Genomic DNA, 17,941 nt, shown 5'->3' with positions numbered 1-17,941 from the left:
GCAGTGACCGCCTACTCCGCTGCCACCTCGGCCGCCTCGCGCTCGCGGCGCAGGGATTCGGCTTTCTGCTCCACGAGACCGACAATGTGATCGACCATTTCGGCATTCGAGACATTATGGTCGGCGCGGCCGGAGACGAACATCTTGCCGCTTTCCTTGCCGCCACCGGTAAAGCCCAGATCGGTCAGGGCCGCCTCGCCCGGTCCGTTCACGACACAGCCGATAATCGACAGGCTGATCGGCTCGGAAATATGCGCAAGGCGCTGTTCGAGCAGTTCGACGGTCTTGATGACGTCAAAACCCTGCCGCGCACAGCTGGGACACGCCACGATGTTCACGCCGCGTGTCCGCAGACCGAGCGACTTCAGCATCTCGAAGCCGACCTTCACCTCTTCCACCGGATCGGCGGAAAGCGAGACACGGATTGTGTCGCCAATGCCCGCCCAGAGCAAAGCGCCCATACCGATAGAGGATTTCACGGTACCTGTGCGCAGACCGCCAGCTTCAGTGATGCCCAAATGTAGCGGCGCGTCAGTTGCCTCGGCCAGTTGCTGGTAGGCCGCCACGGTCAGGAACATGTCCGAGGCCTTTACCGAAATCTTATAGTCGTGGAAGCCGAGATCATCGAGGATACGGGCATGGTCCAGCGCGGACTCGACCATCGCATCCGGGCAAGGCTCACCATATTTTTCCAGCAGGTGGCGCTCCAGCGAGCCGCCATTGACGCCGATCCGGATGGAGCACCCATTGGCGCGCGCCGCTGCCACGACTTCCCTCACCCGGGCTTCAGACCCGATATTGCCGGGATTGATCCGCAGGCAAGCCGCGCCAGCGTCGGCGGCTTCGATACCGCGCTTGTAGTGAAAATGGATGTCCGCAACGATTGGCACGGGACTCGCCCGGCAAATTTCCGGCATCGCGGCTGTGGAGTCTTCCGTTGGACAAGAGACACGCACAATGTCCACGCCCGCTTCTGCGGCGCGCTCGATCTGCGCGAGCGTGGCGGCGACATCCTCGGTCGGCGTGTTCGTCATGGTCTGCACGGCAATCGGGGCATCGCCGCCCACAAGCACGTTGCCAACGCGGATCTGGCGGGATTTCCGGCGCTCGATATTGCGCCAGGGACGGATTGGATTATGCGACATGGGCGCGGGGTCCTGTCCGGTGAGTGTCCCGGATCACATGGCGGGTCCGGCGGCTCATGGCAAGCCTAGCGGGTCGCCTTGTTGCCACCATTGGCAGCCATGGCTGGGGCCGCCGCGTCGGTGGCACGACCAATCTGGTCATCAATGCTCGCCGAAAACACCTGGGCGCCTTCAGGGCCCAGAGGGCCGATCGTGACATCACCGACACGCCATTCAAAGGCGCCGCCATTGCGGGCAGACACGGTCCAGCCGGCCTGAAGGCGCGGAAAATAGCTTTCCCCGGCAGCCATTACGCGGCTGCGGAAAATCGTGCCATCAGCGCCGCGAACTTCCATCCAGCCCTGCTTCACCGCCACCAGTTCCAGCGGCAAATTCCTGGGGACAGGGCGATCGGATTTCGTGGATTCCGCGAACAGGCTGTCACGCGCACCATTTACGGAGACGACACCAGGTTCGGCGGAAAGTTCGACATTCGGGCGCACCAATTGCGACACGCCGAGCGCGCCTGCGCCCAGCGCAACCAAGACCGCGGCCGCAGCAACCGCGAGTGGCCATTTGGCCTTTTCCGGTGCGATCTGGCCAATCTTGGGGACCGGGGCGTCGCTGTGCACTTCTTCGACAGCGCCGCATTCCTGACTGTAAATCCGGATTACGTCCTTTTCCGGCAGCTGGAGATACTTGGCGTAAGTATTGAGGATCGCGGTCAAATAGCCGCCACGTGGAAGTTCGCCGACTTCCATGCGCTCAATCCACATCAGATAGTCTTTGCGCATCAATGTTGCGCGGGAAACGTCTGCGATTTCGAGGCCCAGAGCCTCCCGCACACGGCGCAGGACCTGGCCCATACGCAACGTCTCGCCATCAAACTCGCGTGCCTGGAAAATCTCCATGGCGCGTTCGCGCGGGGTCATTTCCGTCTCATTCGACTCAGATTCCGACACGCTCGCAGACGTGTCCTGCGATGCCGCAGGGCTCGCATCATCACGGTCGTGCTCAGGGGTCAGGTCGTCGTGTGCCATATTCTTCCAGCTCTTCGATACAGCGAGGGGGTCCCCTCCCTGCAGCGCAATTTCTGGTCCATGAATGTGGTTATTATATGGGCCAGTCCATATTAACCATCAGACAGCTCAATCCCATGATCGGCTGCCAAGGCTAATACTTGGTTACGGAAATCCTGCTTCGGGGCGTCCAGAGCCGCCAAAAAGTCGGGCCTGAATGCCTGCAAGTCGAATGACCTTATCATTTGCTTGACCGGTCCAATAGAGCCCGCCGACATCGACAATGTGGTAAATCCCAGTGCCACGAAGCAAAGCGCAGACAGGGTTGATCCCGTCGCTTCCCCGCACGCGGACATGCGTATGCCATGAGTTTTACAGGCGTCCGAGACCTCTTTCAGGAATCGCAAAGCGCTGGGTGACACCAGATCGTAGCGATCCGATACATGCGGCGTCATCCGGTCAGCCGCGAAGAAAAATTGCATCAGGTCATTCGTCCCGACCGACAGGAATTCCGCCTTGCCGGCAAGTTCCGGCAAACCATACGCCAAGGCTGGCGTCTCCAGCATCACGCCGACTTCCACGCGTGACGGTCGGCGGCCTGTGCGCTTTGCCGACCATTCAACTTCTGTCAGCAACAGATCTCGCGCTTCCTCGAATTCGGACGCCACCGTCACCATCGGAAACATGACGGTCAGCGGTCGCTCTCCAGCGGCGCGGACGAGCGCGCGCAATTGGCGTCGGAACAGGCCCTTATGGTCCAGCGCGAACCGGATCGACCGCCAGCCCAGCGCGGGGTTTTCTTCCCGTTGCAAGTTCAGCGCGGGCAACACTTTATCGCCGCCCAGATCCACGGTGCGGAAGATGACCGGCTTGCCATCGGCCTTGTCCAGAACGCGCTTGTAGAGGTCGATCTGGTCATTCAGCTTGGGCAGAGATTCCGAGACGAGGAACTGAAATTCAGTGCGGAACAGGCCTACGCCGTCAGCGCCTGCCTGTTTCATCATGTCCATGTCGAGGTCGAGCCCCGCATTCAGCATCAACGAGACTTCCGTGCCATCGGTCGTGCGGGCTGGCAGATCCTTCAGCGCTTCATAGCCTGCCTGACGTTCTGAACGCAGCGAAACCCGCCCTTTGTACGCATCGTACAGGGAGTCATCCGGGCGAATATGAAGCGTGCCATCCTCGGCATCGACGATGACCCAATCGCCCTGGTCGATGCGTGTGGTCAGGCCGGCAATGCCACCCAGTGTCGGGATACCAAGGGCGCGTGCAACGATGGCCGCATGAGACGAGGCGGCTGCCTCCTCCATCAGGATCGCCCTGAGGCCGGTGTTGGAGTATTCCAGCAGTTCTGCCGGTCCAAGCCGCCGCGCGACAAGCACGCTGCGCTCCTCGCTGATCTGGGGCTTGCCCTCTTCCCCGCCGAGAATGCGTAGCAGCCGGTTGTCGAGATCTTCGAGGTCGTGCAGCCGCTCGCGCAAATAAGGGTCGCGCGCACTTTGCAGACGTGCGCGGTGTTCGCGCCGCGCCCGGTCAACCGACGCCTCAGCGGAAAGCCCGGACTTCACGCCTTCCTGCAGCTTTTCGGCCCAGGACGGATCATGTGCCAGCAGACGATAGGTTTCCATCACATCGCGCGGGTCTTCGCCCAGCGCGGCGCCATCCAATGCCATCATGCGGTCGATAGAGGCCTTCAGCTCCGCCATGCCTTCGGATAGGCGCTTGCTTTCTGTCACCTGATCCGCCGCAAAGAATTTCGCGGCCGGCACGACCGGATCGTGCAACACAGCGCGCCCATAACCGAGGCCTTCGCAAAACACGCGTCCTGTCAAGGATGCCGTGTTGCGCTCTCGCTTCTCATTACCGCCATTGTTCAGCGCATCGGGATCAATCCGATCGACAATCTCGGCCAGCACCATGGCGATTGTCTGGAGGTTGTCGATTTCCTCATCATCATAGGCCCGCTCGGTCCGGTTCTGAACCGTAAGGACACCAATGACACGTCCGCCGCGCAGGATCGGGACACCGAGAAAGGCGTGGAACGGGTCTTCCCCGGTCTCCGGCCGGTAGGAGAATGAGGGGTGGCGCGGCGCGTCCTGAATGGCCATCGGCTCGGCGCGGCGTGCAACCAGACCGACAAGTCCCTCATTCACGCTGAGGCGTGTGGCCGCGACAGCATCGGCCTTGAGACCTTCCGTCGCGATGAGGAGCAGCGCGCCGCCCTGCAGTCTGAGATAGATGGAGCAGACATCTGCCACCATGGTGGAGGCAATCAGGCGGACGACCTTGTCGAGCCGAGACCGTGTTTCGCCTTCCTCCGCCATAACCTGGCGGAGCCGGTTCATCAGCAAGCGCGTCGCGGGCAGATTATAAGGCATGGTCAGCCCGTATGTCGCAGCCTCTATCAGGCAGCGTCAAGGCCGAATGCCGTATGGAGGGCCCGAACGGCCAACTCAGTATAGGCATCTCCAATCAGTACTGAAATCTTGATCTCCGAAGTAGAGATCACGTCAATATTGATGCCCTTCTCGTACAAAGCCTTGAACATTGTCTCTGCGACGCCGGTATGGCTACGCATGCCAACACCAACGATGGAAATTTTCGACACGTCGCGCACAACTTCGAGGCGCTCATAGCCAATTTCCTCATGCATGCTCTCAAGTGTGTCGCGTGCAATGGGGCTGTCCCGGTCGGTGCAGGTGAATACCATGTTGGCCTGTTCCGGCCCGCGCGCCTGCGCCTGGACGATCATGTCCACATTCACCCCGGCGCGGGCGAGGGCCGAGAAGATCTTGGCAGAGATACCCGGCTTGTCCGGTACTCCATAGAGCGTGACCTTGGCTTCATCCCGGGAATAGGCAACGCCGCTGACAACCTGTTTTTCCACGATTTCTTCCTCTGAGCAGACAATGGTTCCGGGGTTCGGCTCGCCCGGCTTCAGGAAACTGGACAGAACCCTTACGGGCACATTGTGATTCATCGCCATCTCGACAGACCGGGTCTGCAGAACCTTGGCGCCGAGGGATGCCAGTTCCAGCATCTCCTCAAACGAGATTTTCTCGATCCGCTGCGCCTTGGGCACAATCCGGGGATCGGTGGTGTAGACGCCGTCCACATCTGTGTAGATGTCGCACACACTTGCCTCAAGCGCGGCGGCAACCGCCACGGCGCTGGTATCCGAACCGCCCCGGCCAAGCGTGGCCACACGGTCATCGTCGGTCACACCCTGGAATCCAGCGATGACGGCAATCTCGCCGGCATCAATCGCGTCCGGCAGCGTGGAATCATCAAAGCCCATGATCCGCGCGCGGCCATGGCTCTTGTTTGTCTTCAGCCGCAATTGCCATCCGAGCCAGCTCCGCGCCTTCAGGCCCCGCCGGCGCAACGCCAATGCGAGAAGACCTGCCGTCACCTGCTCACCCGAGGCCACGACCACATCATACTCATCATCAAACTGCTCGCGCGGAAGGGCATCGCCCGCTGCGCCTTCGGCATAGCCCACCAGCTTGTTGGTCTCGCCCGACATTGCGGACACAACCACCGCCATGCGCTCGCCTTTTTCCGCACGTGCGGCGACGATGTCCGCCACATTCGCAATGCGATCAAGGTCAGCTACGGATGTGCCGCCAAATTTCAGAACCGTGCGCGCCATTTCGCCCCATATCCTGTCGTTTTCTTGGGATATCCCACTATATTCGCCCTCATAGTGGGTGTTCACGCCCGGATCAAACAGGTTTCTTGAACTATGACAGTAGCAAAAGACACGGCAGACCACGCGCCTGCCACACCCAGCATCGATCCGGACGAAGTTGCCAAGTTCTCAGCGATGGCTGCAGATTGGTGGAATCCCCGCGGCAAGTTTCGGCCGCTTCACAAATTCAACCCTGTGCGCTTGCGCTTCATCCGTGACCAAGCCGAGAAGCATTTTGGGATTGCACCGGAAGCCAAACGCCCGCTGGACGGCCTGAGACTGCTCGATATCGGGTGCGGCGGCGGGCTCGTCTGCGAGCCAATGAAACGGCTGGGCGCGTCGGTCACCGGCGTGGATGCCTCGGAGGCCAACATCAAGACAGCGATGACGCATGCCAGCGAACAAGGCCTCGACATCGACTATCGCGCAGGCACAGCCGAAGGCCTGATTGAAAGCGGAGAGCCCCTGTTCGACATCGTGCTCAATCTGGAAGTTGTCGAACATGTCGCTGACCCGCACCAGTTCCTGAAAGATACGGGCGGTCTCGTGAAGCCGGGCGGCCTGATGATTGTCGCCACACTGAATCGCACCGCCAAGGCGCTGGCGACCGCCGTGATCGGTGCCGAGTACGTGCTGGGCTGGTTGCCGCGCGGCACACATGACTGGTCGAAATTCGTGACGCCGGACGAGGCCGATGCCGGACTCACAGCCGCAGGCCTCGTCACCGAACCGGCCATCGGCGTCTCCTACAATCCGCTGGCCGACAGCTGGAAGCTCTCCGGCGATACCAAGGTGAACTACATGATCGTGGCCCGGAGACCTGCCGAATGACGAAAATACCCACCCCCGAAGATGTGCTGGCCTACTGGATCGGCGATACGCGCCATTCTGCCGAAAACCTGAAGGAAAAGCACAAGCTCTGGTTCGGCAAATCGGACGAGACCGATGCCGAAATTCGGGATCGGTTCCTGGGCCTGCTGGACGATGCTTCGCACATGCCCTTCGCCGATGATTGGGCGGCCGAGGGCCCGCGCGGACGGTTGGCCGCAATCATTGTGCTTGACCAGTTCAGCCGCAACCTGTTCCGGGGGGATGCGCGCGCATTCCATCAGGACTCGCTTGCCCTTCGTATGTGCAAGGACGGCCTCGCGCTGAATGAGCACAAATCCCTCAGCGAAACAGAGCGCGTTTTTCTCTGCCTGCCACTGGAACATTCGGAATCCCTGGAAGACCAGAAACATTGCGTCGAAATGTTCGAAGAACTGGTCGCGGATGCGCGTCCGGAGTTCAAGGATTTCGCGAAAAGCACGCTGGATTATGCCCACCAGCACTTGAAGGTGATCCAGGATTTTGGTCGGTTCCCGCACCGGAACAAGGCGTTTGGGCGTGAGACAACCGCGGAAGAAGCCGAGTGGCTGGCAGAAGGCGGCGGCTTCTAGTCCAGCATTTCCGGCCCGCGCGGATCCAGGCTCTTGCTGATATCCCGCTGCATGGCCCGGGTCAGCGTGTAGCGTGATGCGACAAGCGCCGCGAGGCCGTACAGGATCACCGGCAACACACAGAATACCAGAAGGAGGCCATGCAGGGCTTCGGGGGAGTTCTCCGCACCCGGCCGGAACCCGGCCACCCGTCCCAGCACGAAATAGCCAACACCGAACGCCAGGCTGCTGCCGATCTTGTAGGCACTTGTCAGGAGGGAATAGTAGATCCCGGCGCGGTTTTCCCCGGTTTTCGCTGCCTGATACTCCACCACATCGGCCGCCATGGAGCGCGCGATAACAACCGGGGCGCTGAAGGCGGCACCATTGACCAGCGCGCCGATCAGAAGCGCCCAGAAACCTCCGCCGAGACGTCCGGCAAGATAGTAGATCACATAGCTCGACATCCCCATGATCACCGCACACAGAAAAGCGGTGTTCTTCTCTGTCCGCGCCGAGAATTTGAGCCAGAAGGGCAACGCTGCAACAGCCGTAGAAAAGAAGATCATCAGCACGACGCTGGACATGGAATCCGACAAGCCAAAGACGTATTCTGCCACGAACAGATAGTTTGACGCCGTAATGGCCACGGCCGTCCCGACCAGCAGCTCCATGGACAGGACGACGCCGAGAAACCTGTTCCTGAGCGCCGCGATCATGGCTTTCAGATCAAACTTGGCTGCTTCGCCCTTGTCGCCGCGCATAGGCCTGTCCGGCACGAAGGTGCAGGCGAGGAAGGCCACGATCGGCAGGGAGATAAGCAGCGCCCAGCCCATGACCTCGACTTGCCCGAACCGGTCCACTTCGACACCAGCTGCAGCGAGGATCGCAGGGACGGCCAGCAGGGCCAGCATGGAGACGATGCTGAGCACCTCCGCCCAGGTAAAGAAACGCGACCGGTCGTCATAATCTGTTGCAATGGCCGGAACCCAGGCCGATCGCGCCGTCTGCAACAGGGTGAACCCGACATAGAACAGGATCATCCAGACCACGAAGTAGGCCGGCCCTGCCCCCCGTTCCGGCATGTAGATGAAATAGGTCGCCAGCCCCAGTATCGGCACGCTCAGTACGATCCAATGGCGCACACGGCCCCACGGGCTACGGTATCGGTCAACCACGAAGCCCATCACCGGGTCGGTCAGGATGTCCCAGAAGCGGAGCACCATGAACAGGAATCCTGTCAGCTCCAGCCCCAGCCCCACCTCGTTCGCATAAAGCGGTGCAAGATACACGGCCAACGGCAACCCCACCCCCGCCAGCGGGACGCTGAGTGAGGAAAAGGCGAGTACTCTCGGTAGGGACAGGCGCGGGCCACTTGCGTCAGTCATGTGCGCAGCCTGCCCGGTAAAAACGTGACGGCCAAGTCATTTTTTTATTGCCGGAACGGTTGACGTCGCGCCGGTCGGGCCTGACACCGGATAAAAGATGTGCCGGGAGGAAATGGGCCAATGCTGAAGAAAATCTTGTTCGGGGTCGTCGCGCTCATTGTGCTTCTGGTGGCGGTGATCCTGTTCCGCACATTCACATATGGCGGCGCGGCGACGGGCGAACGCGTAGAGCTTCCCCCTGTGCCCGAGGTCTCCGCAGATCGCGCCGCAAGCCATCTGAGCGAAGCCATCCAGTTCCGCACGATCACGGTCGCTTCCGGCGACCCGCGCGTCGGTCAGGAAGGCCCGTGGCTGGAATTGCATGACTGGTTGGAGACGACCTATCCCGCCGCGCACGCCGCCATGAACCGTGAACTCGTGCCCGGTACCCTGTCCCTGCTCTACACATGGGAAGGATCAGATCCCTCGCTCGACCCGTTGCTGCTGATGGCCCACCAGGACGTCGTACCGGTGAACATCGGCACTGAGGACGACTGGACCGGCGCGCCCTTCGCAGGCGAGATCGTCGACGGCTATGTCTACGGTCGCGGCGCGCTTGACGACAAGGGCAGCCTGGTCGCCCTGATGGAAGCGGCTGACGCGCTCGCCGCAAACGGGTTCCAGCCCAAGCGCACCGTCCTCATCATGTTTGGCCATGACGAGGAAGTGCTCGGCAATGGTGCCGAGGCTGGTATCGCCCTGCTGAAATCACGCGGCATCTCGCCGGTCATGGCACTGGACGAAGGCTTTGCGATTATTGACCCTTCCCCGCTGACCGGAAAGCCAATGGCCTATATCGGCGTCTCCGAGAAAGGCTATCTGACGCTCACCCTGACCGCGCTGGCCGAGGGCGGGCATTCATCCACACCGCCACGCGACTCTGCTGCGGTCCGTCTCGCTCGCGCCATTGTTGCGCTGGATGAGAATCAGATGCCAGCCGACTTTTCCAAACCTCCGGTGTCTGATCTTTTCCGCGTCTCCGCCCCGGACCTGCCCTTCATGCAGAAGATGGCCTTTGCCAATCTCTGGCTGTTCGCAGGCAGCGTGGATTCCGCCATGGCCGATATCCCGGCCGGCAATGCCATGATCCGCACGACCACGGCGCCCACCATGCTGGCCGGCTCTGCCAAGGAAAATGTTCTGGCCCAGCGCGCCATGGCGACCGTGAATTTCCGTGTGCACCCGAACAATACGGTCGAGGACGTGATCAAACACGTGAAAGACGTCACGTCTGACATCAAGGGGATTGAGGTGACGGTCTCCGACGGCGGCATCAGCGGCAGCGAAGCATCGCCAGTCTCGCCTACCGACAACAAGGCCTATGCCGTGCTCGCCAGCGTAGCCGAAGCGCAAGGCGGCGGCGCCGCAGTTGCACCCGGCCTGGTGCTGGGTGCCACGGATGCCCGCTATGCCAGCGCCATCACCGACAGCGTCTACCGCTTCGCGCCGTCCGTGCTGAACCCGACCGACCTTTCAGGCTTTCACGGCACCAATGAACGTCTCGCGGTCGAGAACATGAAACGCCTGTCGGAAGGCTATGCCCAGATCATTGTGGCAATGGATAGTGGGGACTAAAAAACGTTTGATGCCCCCCGCCCACCCGGGTCCCTCGGGGGGCACCAAACTCCCCTCCCACCGTCATGCAGCCACGGGGACTGCAGGACGGTAAGCTTCAGCATCTGATGTGAACTCGGCATGGCCGTAGCGTTTCAGCAACTTGCGGATACGCGCCGTCAGTCGCCGATCCGCAATGCCGCGTAATCCGGGCACGGAAAGGGCAAACCGGTACAGTGCCATCTTGGCCGAGATGTAAGGGAACAGGCCCATCGCCACCGCATAGTCCAGCGGCCCGACTGGCACGCCAATCTCACGCGCTTTCTGGCTGTCACCGCCAAGAAAGTGTTTCACCAGGACCAGCCGCGCGAGCCGCTTTTCCAGTGCGTTGAATATGCGGTGACCGAGCTTGCGGTCTGGTGGCAAATACGCCTCCAGCGTGGCGCGCACCAGTGTGCCACAAGTCTCGTCGTCAAAGCCCTGGCGGATGGACGCGCCCCGGGCATTCATGATGTCAACAATGCCCTGCGGCGTGTCCATCAGCAAATCTTCCGGCAGGCCGAGCAGGTAACAGCGATAGCGGCTGAACTCGACACGGGCGCGCTCATCCGCAGTGAACTCGGTACGCCCCTCATCCAACATCTGGTAGGCGAGCAGGAACACATCGATCAGGCCAGCTGGCATCTGGTCGACTTGTGGCACCGGAATGCCGTACACGGACACGTCCCAGCTTTTCATCTTGCGCAGGATGTTGAACCGGACCATGGAATGCATCAGCCGCACCATGGCAGCGGCCTTGAAGCCCTCGCCACGCGGCTCCAGCGCACCGGGCAGCGTGGTCACCGTAAAGAAAGTCGCCGTCTCGTTGACGCGGCGCGCAGACGTCGAGTAGCCGAGCGTGCCCGTAATCGCCATGGGTAGCGCGGTATACTTGTTCATGAAGGTTGCAAGGAACGCCCCCCGGATCATCCACGGGGACGTCACCGCCATGGGGAGGCGGTTCAGCGCCGCGCCCTTCCGCACCATGTCCATGTCCAACCAGTCCGGCCTGGTTTCCATTTCCGTGATCAGGGCCACCAGTTCCGGCGGCGCATCGGGCACAGCTTCCAGCCCCTCATCGCAAGCCGTCGTCAACAAATCCACGAGCCGCCTGAAACCATACTCACCCATCAGGGCCGCATAGGCATCAGCCGTCACATCCCCCAACATCGTATAGGCCTTGACCCGCGCAACCATATCCGCTGGAGGCGGCGCCATATTGTGCAGCGATGGCGGTAGTGAACTTTCCGCTACATCCTGAGTGTAGCGTTCTGGTGTCTGCGTGAAATCGACATCGCCATACATTTGAGGCAAGGCTGATTTCTGCAGCTCAATCCGGTCGTGAACCTGCGCGAGCGAGGGATGCATTCAGACGCCTCCTGTAGTGTTCTTGGCAGTCGCCGCCCTATAATGTAAGCAAAGCTCAGATATTCCACTCGCATCAGGATGTACGCAGGGTCAAGCAAATCGGAATGCACAAGTGACTGAAAAAAATAGAAGAAAACCAAGGCAAGCCCGAGCTCAGGCAACGGTGGAAGCCATTCTGGAAGCAACGTTTCAGCTTTTGGAATCGGATGGTCTCACAAATTTAACCACAAACCACATCGCTGAGCGCGCTGGCGTCAGTATTGGCACGCTCTACCAGTATTTTGCCGACCGGGAAGCCATCCTCTTTGCGCTCAGTCAGCGCCAAAGCGACAATGTCCGCAAAATGATCACGAAGATTGTTCTGGATTCCCCTGAGACATCACCCGTACGTGCTGTCATCCGGGCACTGATGCATGGCCCCACAGGTTCGCCTCAAACACGGCTCATCCTCTCAGACGTCCTGTTTCGCTCTGGCGGCAGCGATGTCATGAGCCGTCAGCATTTTGCCTTCCTTGAATCCATCAGTGGGCAGCAAAGTTTCGATTTCCCCCACGGCCGGGAAGCGGCTTTCATCCTGACACACACTGTCGTGCAATTGCTGAGAGCGGCTGCCGCAGAACCGGAATTGGAACTCGATGCGAACATTCTGGAAGATGAACTCGTCCATCTGGTGGAAAGCTATATCGAAAGCCTGATGACACGCACCACTGCGCGGTCAGCTTAGCCGCTATTGAAATGGCCCCAAATGCGTTCGGCCAAAGCTTCGTTGACGCCGTCCACTTCCATCAAGTCGGCGACCTTCGCGCGCGAGACGCCCTTGGCCGATCCGAAATGGTGAAGCAGAGCCTTCTTCCGCGTCGGACCGACCCCTTCGATCTCGTCCAAGGGTGAGGTCTTGATTGCAGCAGAGCGTTTTGCCCGATGTGCGCCAATCGCCCAGCGATGGGCCTCGTCGCGCAGGCGCTGAAGGTAATAGAGCACTGGGGCGGTTTCCGGCAACTTGAAGGGCGCGCGGCCCGGCCGGAAGAATTGTTCCCGTCCGGCATTCCGGTCCACGCCCTTGGCGATGGAGACGAGGTTTACATCTTCCGGGGTCACGCCAATTCCGGCCAACGCCTCGATCACGGCGTTCAATTGCCCCAACCCACCATCAATCAGAACAAGGTCTGGCCAGTTTGTGCCATTGCCCTCTTCGCGCTCTTTCAGGGCGCGGGAAAACCGCCGTCGCATCACCTCGCGCATCATGCCGTAATCATCGCCCGGCTCGATGCTCGTATCCTTGATATTGAACTTGCGATACGCGTTCTTGATGAAGCCTTCCGGACCGGCAACCACCATTCCGCCCACGGCGTTTGTACCCTGAATGTGAGAATTGTCGTAGATCTCGATACGCTCCGGAGGAGTCTCCAGCTCGAACACTTTCGCCACTTCGGCCAACAGGCGCGTCTGGCTGGCCGTCTCGGCCAGCTTGCGCGACAGGGCTTCCCCCGCGTTGCGCGCGGCCTGGGTGACAAGGTCCTTCTTGCTGCCCCGTTCGGGACGACGCACTTCCACCTTGCGCCCGGCTTTCAGCTCAAGCGCGTCAGCGATCAGTTCGGCCTGGTCCGGTAATTTGTTCACAAGGATCAGCTTTGGCGGCGGGCGCTTGTCATAGAATTGCACGAGGAAGGCCGACAGCACTTCTTCCGGTGTCTGCTCACGCTCATGGCGTGGATAGTGCGCGGTCGCCCCCCAGTTCTGTCCCGCCCGGATGAAGAAGACCTGCACACAGGAGACCCCGCCATCCATCTCGATGGCGAACACATCTGCCTCTTCGATGTCTTCCGGGTTCACATCCTGACTGGCACGCACATGGGCCAGCGCCCGGATCCGGTCGCGCAACCGCGCCGCACGTTCAAATTCCATGTCATCTGCCGCCGCTTCCATATCGGCAGCGAGACGCTTTTGCAGGTCGGCCCCCTTTCCGCGCAGGAAGTCTGCCGCCTGATCGGCAAGGGCCTGATAGTCCTCGGTCTCGATCAGCCCGACGCAGGGCGCCGCACAGCGCTTGATCTGGTGCAACATGCAGGGCCGCGTGCGCACACTGTAGACACTGTCCTCACAGGTGCGCAGCAGGAAGGCTTTCTGCAATGTGTCCAGCGTCCGCATGACAGACCCGGCACTGGCGAACGGACCGAAATAGTCGCCCTGATCCATCTTGGACCCGCGATACTTCTTGATCTGGGGCGCTTCATGGTCCCGGCGGATCAGGATGTAGGGAAACGATTTGTCGTCACGCAGCAATACGTTGAAACGCGGCTTAAGGCTCTTGATGAGACTCGCTTCCAGCAGCAGCGCTTCGGTCTCCGTCTCGGTGACCACGAACTCCATCCGCTTGGTCATGGAGATCATGCGGGCGATCCGCTGGGTATGACCGCCGAGCCGCGCATAGTTCGAGACCCGCGCCTTCAGGTCGCGCGCCTTGCCCACATACAGGACATCGTCATGCTCACCGAACATGCGATAGACGCCCGGCTTTGCAGGCAGTCGTTTGAGATTGTCCTTGATGACGTCAATGCCCCGTAGGGACGCTGCGCCGGAATCAGTCGGGTTCATGCCTCAACAGATAGTCCGGCTTGGCCGGGGATGCGAGCCTCAGAAGAAGTTGATTACATCCTGAACGTCAAACCGGGAATCAATCATCCATCCCGCACCGAAGCTGAACAGCATCACCAGGACGATCGACGAGACGAAGGATCGCCCCCGTGCCGGGTCGGCCTTGCGACGCCCTGCCCGCACCAGGATCAGCATGAACAATATCAGAATGAACACGACCATGAAGAACAGCTTCTCCATGTCGTCGAGACGATCGACCCAACGTGAGAATTCGAGATAGGCCTCATTGGCCACTTCGGCGACCTTGTCCAGAACCCGATTCAACAGGTCCATACTCGATGAAATGCTCATGGCTCCGTATCACTGATCCCTTTTCGGGACCGCCTTTCGACTGGGTTGCATAATCCTGCATCATGCCAAAACAAGGCTAATAGTCTGGCCCAAGCGCGCAGGTGATTTGGGGAATGTTGTTAAGGCCTCAGAAAGGCTTTGAGGCCGGCCCTTGAGGCCCGTGCGTCAGAATTACCCTCGCCCTCCCCTTGCGGGCCGGGGCCCTCAGGATTAAGCGAAGGCAAACGCCGCCGCGCGTGACACTTCACGGGAAAACCTCATGTCCGACACCTTCCACTTCTCCGATGCCCTCGACCGCGTAAAGCCATCTGCCACCATCGCCGTCACCACCAAGGCCAATGAGCTGAAACGGGCCGGACATGACGTGATTGGTCTTGGCGCGGGCGAGCCGGACTTTGACACGCCGGACAATATCAAGGACGCCGCCATCCAGGCGATTCGCGATGGCAAGACCAAATACACGCCCGCCGATGGCATCCCGGAGCTGAAGGAGGCGATCTGCGCCAAGTTCCAGCGCGAGAACGACCTCACCTACACGCCCAGCCAGATCCACATTGCGCCGGGTGGCAAGCCGGTCATCTACAATGCCTTCCTCGCCACCCTGAACCCCGGCGACGAAGTCATCATCCCGGCCCCCTATTGGGTGTCGTATCCAGACATGGTCCTGCTCGCCAGCGGCACGCCCGTCGCCATCGAATGCGGCCCGAATGCCCAGTACAAACTGACACCCGAAGCCCTCGAGGCCGCCATCACCCCGAACACCAAGTGGCTGCTCCTGAACTCGCCATCCAACCCGACCGGCGCCGCCTATACCGAGGCTGAGCTGCGCGGCCTCGCCGATGTCCTGCTGCGCCATCCGCATGTCTGGGTTCTGACCGACGACATGTACGAACACCTCGTCTATGACGACTTCAAATACTTCACGATCGCCCAGGTCGAGCCCGCCCTGTACGAGCGCACGCTCACCGTAAATGGCGTCTCCAAGGCCTATGCCATGACCGGCTGGCGCATCGGCTATGCGGGCGGCCCGGAAAAATTGATCACCGCCATGCGCAAGGTGATCAGCCAGACCACATCCAATCCCTGCTCGATCAGCCAGTGGGCCGCCGTCGAAGCGCTGAACGGCCCACAGGATTTCCTGCCCACACGCCGCGCCGTCTACCAGCAGCGCCGCGATATGGTGGTCGCCGGCCTCAACGCCGCCGAAGGAATCACCTGCCCCACGCCGGAAGGCGCCTTCTATGTCTATCCGTCCTGCGCGGGCGTCATCGGCAAGACCAGCCCATCCGGCAAGAAGATTGAAAGCGACAAGGATTTCGCTGCCGAATTGCTGGAGCAGGAAAAGGTGGCCATCGTCTTCGGCGAGGCGTTCGGCCTGTCCCCGGCCTTCCGCGTGTCCTATGCCACCTCAACCGAGGCGCTGCAGGAAGCCCTCACGCGCATCCAGCGTTTCTGCGCAAATCTGACATAGGAAACTGCTATAGAACAATCCTATATCCGGCCTTCCCCCTATTGATTGGCATGGAACGATCGGGGCTCTTACGTCTTTGATAAGAGAGACAAAGGAGTTACCCCATGCCTGTAGATATCGGTTTGAACGACGAAGCCCGTAATACGTCCGCTGACGCCCTGCGCGTTCTGCTGGCGGAGACTTATGCACTCTATTCCAAGACCCACGGATATCACTGGAATGTCACCGGTCCGCGCTTCAACAGCCTGCACACCATGTTCGAGACACAGTATAATGAACTGTGGATGGCGCTGGACGAGATTGCCGAACGCATCCGCGCGCTGGGCCATTTCGCCCCGACATCACCTGCAGAAATGGTAGAGCCAGCCACGATCAAGCCCGACAATGGCATTCCGGATGCCGACACGATGGTCGAGAATCTGGTCAAAGGGCATGAAGCCGTCAGCCGCGCTGGCAAGGCAGGCCTGAAAATTGCCGAAGACAATGGTGACGCGGTAACCGCAGACCTGATGACGCAGCGCGCGGCGATCGCAGAAAAAACAGCCTGGATGCTGCGCGCGAACCTCTGATCCGCCCGCCAATACTGGATTGGCGCATCCTGCATATTGCACTGCACAACACTTGCCGTGCCTCATGGGCTTGACCGCGCCCATGAGGCGCGGCAATCTTGCATTCAGTTAATGAAAAAGCGGCCGTTAGAGCCCTGAATTCAAGGCAAAAAAAGGCCCGGCAGCGAATGAACGCGCCGGGCTGTAAGTATCGGGCCCCGTAGGGGGGAGGAAACGCCCAATCGGAGGAATGATTGGGTTAATGCCCGAGGCCCTTGGCATGCGTGGTAGATAACCTCTCCCCCGATGATTACAACCAACATGACAGCAAAGCTTTCATGCACTTATGCATGGATGTCGCATTTCTGACTAATTCTGACGCATAGCCGGACGGCGCAGGATCTCGGTCTCTGCGGTGATGAAGTCCCGGAAGGCCGACACGCGCTTCGAGCGGCGCAGATCGCTCGGATAGATAAAGTAGAGATCGAAGATCGGGCCGACCGTCTCCGGCAACACTTTCACAAGCCGCGGCATGGTCCCGGCCATATAGTCCGGCACGTCGGCAATCCCCAGCCCGGCATCCACGGCCCGCAACATGGCGAACACATTGTTCACCTTCAGTGCGGCCTGGCGCGGCGGGCTGTCATCCCGGCCCACACGGCAGGCAAAGCTCATCACATCCAGCATCGAGCTTTCATCGCCATAGGCAATGATCCGGTGATTATCGAGGTCCTGCGGCGTGCGTGGCATGCCATAGGCTTTGAGATATTCCGGCGAGGCATAGAGATTGGTCGCCACCGTGCCCAGCTTGCGCTGGATCAGGTCCGCCTTGTCCGCCGCCCACAGGCGGATGGCGCATTCGGCCTCCAGCTTCAGCAGGTCATATTCGCGGCTGTCATCAAGGCGCAGGTCGAGATTCATGTCCGGATGCTTGCGGGCAAACCCGCCCAGGCGCGGCACCAGCCAGGTCGAGCCGAACGCCACCGGCGCCGCCACGATCAATTCGCCCTGTGGGGTCTCCTGCTGGTCCTTCAGCAAGGCATTGGCCGACTGCGCCGCCGTCGCCATTTCCATGGTTGAGCGGAACAGCGTGTGGCCACTATCGGTCAGCACCAGGCCGCGCGCATGCCGCTGGAACAGGGAGACGCCCAGCGCCTCTTCCAGCGCCGCAATCTGGCGCGAGACGGCCGACTGCGAAATGCCCAGCCGCTCGCCGGCAGACGTCAGGCTGCCCGCTTCGGCCGCCGCGTGAAATGATTTCAGCTTACCCCAATCCATGGGGAGCGTTTGTGACGCCTAAATGACCCCACGGCAAGCAGAGAATGCGGGCGGCGGC

15 protein-coding genes are annotated in these 17,941 nt (G+C 60.6%); 6 read left to right on the top strand and 9 right to left on the bottom strand.

Annotation, left to right across the window (positions count from 1 at the left end; all coding sequences use genetic code 11):
* Positions 1 to 11: 11 nt before the first annotated feature.
* The 4 genes from ispG to CFA77_RS04415 all read right to left on the bottom strand — a co-directional run bounded on the left by ispG (position 12) and on the right by CFA77_RS04415 (position 5,795).
* Positions 12 to 1,145 (bottom strand): flavodoxin-dependent (E)-4-hydroxy-3-methylbut-2-enyl-diphosphate synthase, encoded by a 1,134-nt coding sequence (ispG, locus tag CFA77_RS04430; RefSeq protein WP_206992429.1) that lies wholly within the window; start codon positions 1,143 to 1,145, stop codon positions 12 to 14.
* Between the two features lie 65 nt (positions 1,146 to 1,210).
* Positions 1,211 to 2,164: a helix-turn-helix domain-containing protein gene (locus CFA77_RS04425; RefSeq protein WP_206992428.1), complete on the bottom strand. Its 954-nt coding sequence runs from the start codon at positions 2,162 to 2,164 to the stop codon at positions 1,211 to 1,213.
* Positions 2,165 to 2,256: 92 nt separating this feature from the next.
* Positions 2,257 to 4,521, bottom strand: a complete 2,265-nt coding sequence (gene ptsP / locus CFA77_RS04420; RefSeq protein ID WP_206992427.1) for a phosphoenolpyruvate--protein phosphotransferase — start codon at positions 4,519 to 4,521, stop codon at positions 2,257 to 2,259.
* A 26-nt stretch (positions 4,522 to 4,547) separates the two neighbouring features.
* Positions 4,548 to 5,795: an aspartate kinase gene (locus tag CFA77_RS04415; RefSeq protein WP_206992426.1), complete on the bottom strand. Its 1,248-nt coding sequence runs from the start codon at positions 5,793 to 5,795 to the stop codon at positions 4,548 to 4,550.
* A gap of 93 nt (positions 5,796 to 5,888) precedes the next feature.
* Here CFA77_RS04415 and ubiG point away from each other — a divergent pair, with 93 nt between their 5' ends.
* Both ubiG and CFA77_RS04405 read left to right on the top strand, forming a co-directional pair.
* A complete protein-coding gene (ubiG, locus tag CFA77_RS04410) occupies positions 5,889 to 6,665 on the top strand; it encodes a bifunctional 2-polyprenyl-6-hydroxyphenol methylase/3-demethylubiquinol 3-O-methyltransferase UbiG (RefSeq protein WP_206992425.1) in 777 nt (258 codons plus the stop codon).
* Entirely contained in the window at positions 6,662 to 7,273 is a 612-nt protein-coding gene (locus tag CFA77_RS04405) for a DUF924 family protein (RefSeq protein WP_206992424.1), read from the top strand. Before ubiG ends, CFA77_RS04405 begins: the two co-directional genes overlap by 4 nt.
* On the opposite strand, the gene CFA77_RS04400 is transcribed toward CFA77_RS04405, so the two are convergent.
* Positions 7,270 to 8,640, bottom strand: coding sequence for an MFS transporter (locus CFA77_RS04400; protein ID WP_206992423.1), 1,371 nt, complete (start codon positions 8,638 to 8,640; stop codon positions 7,270 to 7,272). The genes CFA77_RS04405 and CFA77_RS04400 overlap by 4 nt on opposite strands.
* Before the next feature lie 120 nt (positions 8,641 to 8,760).
* On the opposite strand from CFA77_RS04400, the gene CFA77_RS04395 reads away from it, so the two are divergent.
* Positions 8,761 to 10,254: a M20 family peptidase gene (locus CFA77_RS04395; protein WP_206992422.1), complete on the top strand. Its 1,494-nt coding sequence runs from the start codon at positions 8,761 to 8,763 to the stop codon at positions 10,252 to 10,254.
* A gap of 63 nt (positions 10,255 to 10,317) precedes the next feature.
* Here the strand turns inward: CFA77_RS04395 and CFA77_RS04390 are convergent, their stop codons facing one another.
* Entirely contained in the window at positions 10,318 to 11,640 is a 1,323-nt protein-coding gene (locus CFA77_RS04390; RefSeq protein ID WP_206992421.1) for an oxygenase MpaB family protein, read from the bottom strand.
* A 163-nt stretch (positions 11,641 to 11,803) separates the two neighbouring features.
* Here CFA77_RS04390 and CFA77_RS04385 point away from each other — a divergent pair, with 163 nt between their 5' ends.
* Complete coding sequence (locus CFA77_RS04385) at positions 11,804 to 12,364, top strand: TetR/AcrR family transcriptional regulator (protein ID WP_242517486.1); 561 nt, start codon at positions 11,804 to 11,806, stop codon at positions 12,362 to 12,364.
* Here the strand turns inward: CFA77_RS04385 and uvrC are convergent.
* Together uvrC and CFA77_RS04375 are read right to left on the bottom strand one after the other, a co-directional pair.
* Positions 12,361 to 14,235, bottom strand: a complete 1,875-nt coding sequence (uvrC, locus tag CFA77_RS04380) for an excinuclease ABC subunit UvrC (protein WP_206992419.1) — start codon at positions 14,233 to 14,235, stop codon at positions 12,361 to 12,363. The genes CFA77_RS04385 and uvrC overlap by 4 nt on opposite strands.
* 39 nt (positions 14,236 to 14,274) lie before the next feature.
* Entirely contained in the window at positions 14,275 to 14,586 is a 312-nt protein-coding gene (locus tag CFA77_RS04375) for a hypothetical protein (RefSeq protein WP_206992418.1), read from the bottom strand.
* Positions 14,587 to 14,845: 259 nt separating this feature from the next.
* Here CFA77_RS04375 and CFA77_RS04370 point away from each other — a divergent pair, with 259 nt between their 5' ends.
* Positions 14,846 to 16,057, top strand: a complete 1,212-nt coding sequence (locus CFA77_RS04370) for a pyridoxal phosphate-dependent aminotransferase (protein ID WP_206992417.1) — start codon at positions 14,846 to 14,848, stop codon at positions 16,055 to 16,057.
* A gap of 104 nt (positions 16,058 to 16,161) precedes the next feature.
* Positions 16,162 to 16,626, top strand: a complete 465-nt coding sequence (locus CFA77_RS04365; protein ID WP_034812667.1) for a Dps family protein — start codon at positions 16,162 to 16,164, stop codon at positions 16,624 to 16,626.
* A 348-nt stretch (positions 16,627 to 16,974) separates the two neighbouring features.
* Here CFA77_RS04365 and CFA77_RS04360 read toward each other — a convergent pair whose 3' ends face one another.
* Positions 16,975 to 17,883: a LysR family transcriptional regulator gene (locus CFA77_RS04360; RefSeq protein WP_034812669.1), complete on the bottom strand. Its 909-nt coding sequence runs from the start codon at positions 17,881 to 17,883 to the stop codon at positions 16,975 to 16,977.
* Positions 17,884 to 17,941 lie beyond the last annotated feature (58 nt).

It is taken from the genome of Hyphomonas sp. KY3 (genome assembly GCF_017309975.1).
Lineage (GTDB): Bacteria > Pseudomonadota > Alphaproteobacteria > Caulobacterales > Hyphomonadaceae > Hyphomonas.
Note: the sequence above shows the minus strand (reverse complement) of the source record. Positions and strands in the feature narration are given on the sequence as shown.

Excerpts from the sequence above, each read along its gene's own strand:
- ispG (WP_206992429.1), bottom strand. The coding sequence starts at position 1,145 with ATGTCGCATAATCCAATCCGTCCCTGGCGCAATATCGAGCGCCGGAAA.
- CFA77_RS04425 (WP_206992428.1), bottom strand. The coding sequence starts at position 2,164 with ATGGCACACGACGACCTGACCCCTGAGCACGACCGTGATGATGCGAGC.
- ptsP (WP_206992427.1), bottom strand. The coding sequence starts at position 4,521 with ATGCCTTATAATCTGCCCGCGACGCGCTTGCTGATGAACCGGCTCCGC.
- CFA77_RS04415 (WP_206992426.1), bottom strand. The coding sequence starts at position 5,795 with ATGGCGCGCACGGTTCTGAAATTTGGCGGCACATCCGTAGCTGACCTT.
- ubiG (WP_206992425.1), top strand. The coding sequence starts at position 5,889 with ATGACAGTAGCAAAAGACACGGCAGACCACGCGCCTGCCACACCCAGC.
- CFA77_RS04405 (WP_206992424.1), top strand. The coding sequence starts at position 6,662 with ATGACGAAAATACCCACCCCCGAAGATGTGCTGGCCTACTGGATCGGC.
- CFA77_RS04400 (WP_206992423.1), bottom strand. The coding sequence starts at position 8,640 with ATGACTGACGCAAGTGGCCCGCGCCTGTCCCTACCGAGAGTACTCGCC.
- CFA77_RS04395 (WP_206992422.1), top strand. The coding sequence starts at position 8,761 with ATGCTGAAGAAAATCTTGTTCGGGGTCGTCGCGCTCATTGTGCTTCTG.
- CFA77_RS04390 (WP_206992421.1), bottom strand. The coding sequence starts at position 11,640 with ATGCATCCCTCGCTCGCGCAGGTTCACGACCGGATTGAGCTGCAGAAA.
- uvrC (WP_206992419.1), bottom strand. The coding sequence starts at position 14,235 with ATGAACCCGACTGATTCCGGCGCAGCGTCCCTACGGGGCATTGACGTC.
- CFA77_RS04375 (WP_206992418.1), bottom strand. The coding sequence starts at position 14,586 with ATGAGCATTTCATCGAGTATGGACCTGTTGAATCGGGTTCTGGACAAG.
- CFA77_RS04370 (WP_206992417.1), top strand. The coding sequence starts at position 14,846 with ATGTCCGACACCTTCCACTTCTCCGATGCCCTCGACCGCGTAAAGCCA.
- CFA77_RS04365 (WP_034812667.1), top strand. The coding sequence starts at position 16,162 with ATGCCTGTAGATATCGGTTTGAACGACGAAGCCCGTAATACGTCCGCT.
- CFA77_RS04360 (WP_034812669.1), bottom strand. The coding sequence starts at position 17,883 with ATGGATTGGGGTAAGCTGAAATCATTTCACGCGGCGGCCGAAGCGGGC.